At 20.1% G+C, this 4,316-nt stretch carries 4 protein-coding genes; all 4 read right to left on the bottom strand.

What is annotated here, in order from left to right:
- Positions 1-2,230: 2,230 nt before the first annotated feature.
- A complete protein-coding gene (locus tag M3Z80_RS09310) occupies positions 2,231-2,680 on the bottom strand; it encodes a hypothetical protein (protein ID WP_293919340.1) in 450 nt (149 codons plus the stop codon).
- 185 nt (positions 2,681-2,865) lie between these two features.
- A complete protein-coding gene (locus tag M3Z80_RS09845; RefSeq protein ID WP_366519877.1) occupies positions 2,866-3,078 on the bottom strand; it encodes a glycosyltransferase family 2 protein in 213 nt (70 codons plus the stop codon).
- Positions 3,079-3,278: 200 nt separating this feature from the next.
- Positions 3,279-3,422, bottom strand: a complete 144-nt coding sequence (locus M3Z80_RS09305; RefSeq protein ID WP_293919339.1) for a hypothetical protein — start codon at positions 3,420-3,422, stop codon at positions 3,279-3,281.
- A 157-nt stretch (positions 3,423-3,579) separates the two neighbouring features.
- The gene (locus M3Z80_RS09300) at positions 3,580-4,056 is read right to left on the bottom strand and encodes a beta-1,6-N-acetylglucosaminyltransferase (RefSeq protein ID WP_293919338.1); all 477 of its coding nucleotides are present in this window, start codon (positions 4,054-4,056) and stop codon (positions 3,580-3,582) included.
- Positions 4,057-4,316: the final 260 nt, after the last annotated feature.

Below are 4,316 nucleotides of genomic sequence, written 5' to 3'. Positions count from 1 at the left end.
AGTTTTTACTACCATTTCTCCGCCTCCAATAGTACAATACCAATCGTGGACTAATGCTTTATTCATATTAGGACAATGAGTGACTAGTTGTTAGAAGCTGCAATATATGAAAAATTTATAAATTTATATTAAAATTTTATAAATTAACTGATTGAAATAATTTTTATTGAATAAAATTACCATGTATTTATTTCGATAATTTATGAAATTTTAAATGTAAATTTTTTTTAATTTTTTAAATTAATTTATTTATTATTTTATGTTTTAGTTATATTATACTTTAAAATCTGTATTAAAAAAATAAAATATTATTTTAATAAAAGTTCATTAATTAAAAAAGCTATTATTTTATTTACTCATTATAATTTTTTCTTAAACATATATGAAGCAACGAACCAGTAGAAACACATTACTGGTATCAATAATATAGCTCCATCGGACATACAAAGAAAAATATAAGTTAATAAGCCTAAGTATAATTTATTGCGAGTTTTCGTAAAGTTAAAAATTATTATCGGAGCAAATAAATATAATAAAAACAATATAAAACCAACAAGCCCAAAAGTTTGAATTATGGATAAATAAACTATTTCAGAAATGCCCCTAAACGATCCACTTCCAAATAGTGATATATTATTTAATATATCAAACAAATATAATCTCCCACCTAAATCTTTATCCATTATAAAATTAACATCTTTATTCATAAACCTTAATAAATAAGGAAAACCTGAAATTAAGACTAATCCAGAGATAATTGTTAAAAATATATTTTTGCGTCTTAAAAAGCTGTTTATAAAAAAGAATATATACTCTATAAGAACGCCAATCCAAATTGTCCTAGATAAGGTTAAAAATAATGTTAATAAGAATAAAATCTTAAAAATATTTTTTTTTTCATACATTAAGTATAGAGGAGTTATTATGTGCATACATATCCCATAAATATTACCATTATTATATGTTGAATAGAGCTTTGATATGCCTTGCCTATTATTATTCTTTTGCTCCATATCATCATCAATATTTACAGTTAAATAAGGAATTTCAAAAGTCTGATTAAAATATTTCTTATATAAAAATAAAAATAGACCAAATACAATTACAATCCTAATTCCCCATAATAAAATAAAAGGAAAAATATCATTAAAAATTTTACTATCTAATATTTTACTATATAATATTAAAAAAATGAAAGGTAAAAATAAGATACTTAAGCAAAAAGATAAAGTAAATCCAAGATTATCACTATTAAATCTTAATATTAATAATATAGAAGAGTAAATAATAAATGGTAAGGTTAAAATGAATACTCTAAATCTATTTCTATTTATATATTTTAATCCTTTCAATAGGCATAGTGGTATTGAAAATAGTAGTAGTAAATATCCCCAGGTTATAGGAATATCTCCTATTTTAAATCCTCCTTTGGGAAATATTATTAAAAAAATTAAAATTAATTTAATATATATTTTTTTTAAATTTAGCATAATTTATTAAAAATTTATAAACAGAAAATTATTAAATAAATAAATTTTGATTATTTTTTTAATTTATACTTATATATATTTAAATTAATTCTAAATCTAGAAAAAAAAATAAAATATTAATTAATTATATAATAAAAGTTTAAAATATTAATAAAATTATCTAAAAATAACAATACATAATTCTTTTAAAATTTTCATGTAGTCAATTTATTAATATATAAAAAATCAAAATGTTGCAATAGCAAGAATAAAGTATAAATCAAAATACTATATATTACAAAATTGAGTAATTATAGTTCCTTAATTATAATTTAAGTTTAAAAATTATATTATTTTTAGTTATAATAAAAAAATGATTTTATTACTTATTACCTCATATATCGATTTTAGCGCAAAATATATTAACTAAAAATGTAAAAATTAAAAATATTTTTATAGATTTCTTATACCCCATTGTTTATTATGATTTTAATTTATAATTATTTTCAAATATCAGCTAAAAATTGCATTTAAAATTGGTTATAAGATTGATTTTATTAAATATATAACCATAAAATGATATTCATTAATATTTCAATTAATACACAATTTAAATTATTTTTTATAGTATGTAAAATTATTATAAGAATTAGATAATAACATAAATTTTTATTTGTCTCTTTTAACTGCTTTAATTACTATTAAGTACTAACAGTTCAAAAATAGTAATTTTCTTAAACAATTTAATTTTATTTTTAAAATTAAAATAATTTATCGATAATGGCTTTTACTGAAGCATAAAAAATTTTATTATTATTTTTTCTAGCTATTTTAATAAAATTAATTGTTTTTTTTAAACCATAACGTGAAGAGGCAACTATATCCGATCCTAGTGACAGTTTATACTGTTCTTTGTTAAGTTTTGAAAGGAAATTATTAATTTTTATTTTTGATAAAAACCTTGCATCAAATAAATCTTCATCTACAATAAATGTTAAACTTCTTTTATTATAAGTTACACAATAAATTTCACTTATATCAACATTTATTTTCTTCGCTAGCATTCCTGCATTTATAACAAATAATGCATCATTACCTACTCTAACTTCTTCAAATTTTATATTATTTCTTTGAATAAAATTTAAATTGAACATTTTACTCCATAGCTCCCAATTTCTATAAATTAAAATGTCTTTATTTTTTTGTTTCATTTAAATATTCAGTAAGAGTATCTGCTAATTTTTTATTCCTATGTAATTTTTTCCCGGTATAAATATTTATACTATTTGCTGAAAAATAAACAATATCATTATCTGAATCAATGTAATTATCTAATACATTTAAAAATCCTAAATTGAAAAAGTCATCTGCATATGCAAATAGTAACCACTTGCCTTTAGCTTAAGATAATCCTAAATTTCTTGAATATCCCAGCGCCTTTATTTTCCCTAGTAAAATATATTTCGATATTTTTTTTATTTATGCCAGGAAAATCATCTACAATAATATTATCACTATTATCATCAACAACTATAATCTGAATATCTTCTCTTTCTGGTATTGAATCTAAACATCTTTGAAGATATTTAAAAGCATTTTTATGGGAAATTATTATTGTTAGTTTATCATAATATTATTTTATTTTTTACATGTTGTATTTTCGTTAATATATTTTTATAATATTATTTACAAAATAAAATGTTTTAAATATCATATTTCAAAATCATTGTCATTCTTATTTACCTTGATTAATTTTTCAAGTAAAGCCTCAGAAATATTATTAAATTTTCAAGCAAATATTTTTTCCGATTATATTATTTTATCATAATCAGATAGGTCTAAAAATGCCGGTGAACTTCCATTTCTTAATTCCCAGTCAACATATCTTAAATTTTTATTACTAATGGATTTTAAATAATTAGAATTACCAATATTGTTTGAAAAAAATTTCATCGGATGCTATTGTATAATTCATTCTTTTTAAAAAAGAATCATTTTCACTTATGTTGATTACATATTGTAATACTTCTCTGGTAAAACTCCACCAATTACTTCCTCCATATAATTTAGGTAAATTAGATGAGTAAGAACTTTTTATACCGCATAATTTTTAAAGATAAACTAAAAAACTTAATAACCGACCAATTCCATATTTTCTTGCATTAAAATTATCATAAAAATGATAATAAATACGATCCAAGCCACCATTACCATCCCATATTTTTCTTGGTAACTTCTCATAGACTAAATAATTCTTGCCTTCCTCAGCTAATTTAAAAAAATGGGTAACAGGCTTAGTTGGAAAATCTTGATCACTAATTAAATGAAAATAAATATTATTTTTATCCTCAAGGGCTTTTTTAACTAAAAATAATGAAACTTTAATTATAGACACACCACCCCAATATACTTTATATTCTTTATAGATATTAATAGCTTTATTTTTAATCGTGTAAAGTGGAGTTAAATCTGCGTTACTTTTTTTATCAATATGAATGTAAAATTGAAAATTATCATCAAAATAATCTATAATTCTCATTATATTATCTATAGATTTATAACCAATAATTAATATAGCTTGCTTCATAAAACAATATTTATTTAAATTTTAAAAGGCGTAGTTAAATACAAAATAATCAATTATTTACCTTATTATATTATTATCTGAATAATTTATCTAGCCAAAATAATCTTTCAGTAATGAAAATATTTATAATATTTTAAGTGTATCATTACAAAGTATTCATATAAAATGTTAATTTTTATTTTTTTTGGTTTATCCTATACCTTAATGAAGCATTTTTGTATTAAGGTATAAAACTTGGTTGATTTGATTTATTCATTTGG

The organism is Apibacter sp., from assembly GCF_025291155.1.
Lineage (GTDB): Bacteria > Bacteroidota > Bacteroidia > Flavobacteriales > Weeksellaceae > Apibacter.
Note: the sequence above shows the minus strand (reverse complement) of the source record. Positions and strands in the feature narration are given on the sequence as shown.

What these genes read in the sequence shown, in the direction of transcription:
- M3Z80_RS09305 (WP_293919339.1), bottom strand. Translation starts at nt 3,422, where the DNA reads ATGAAATTTTTTTCAAACAATATTGGTAATTCTAATTATTTAAAATCC.
- M3Z80_RS09300 (WP_293919338.1), bottom strand. Translation starts at nt 4,056, where the DNA reads ATGAAGCAAGCTATATTAATTATTGGTTATAAATCTATAGATAATATA.
- M3Z80_RS09310 (WP_293919340.1), bottom strand. Translation starts at nt 2,680, where the DNA reads ATGAAACAAAAAAATAAAGACATTTTAATTTATAGAAATTGGGAGCTA.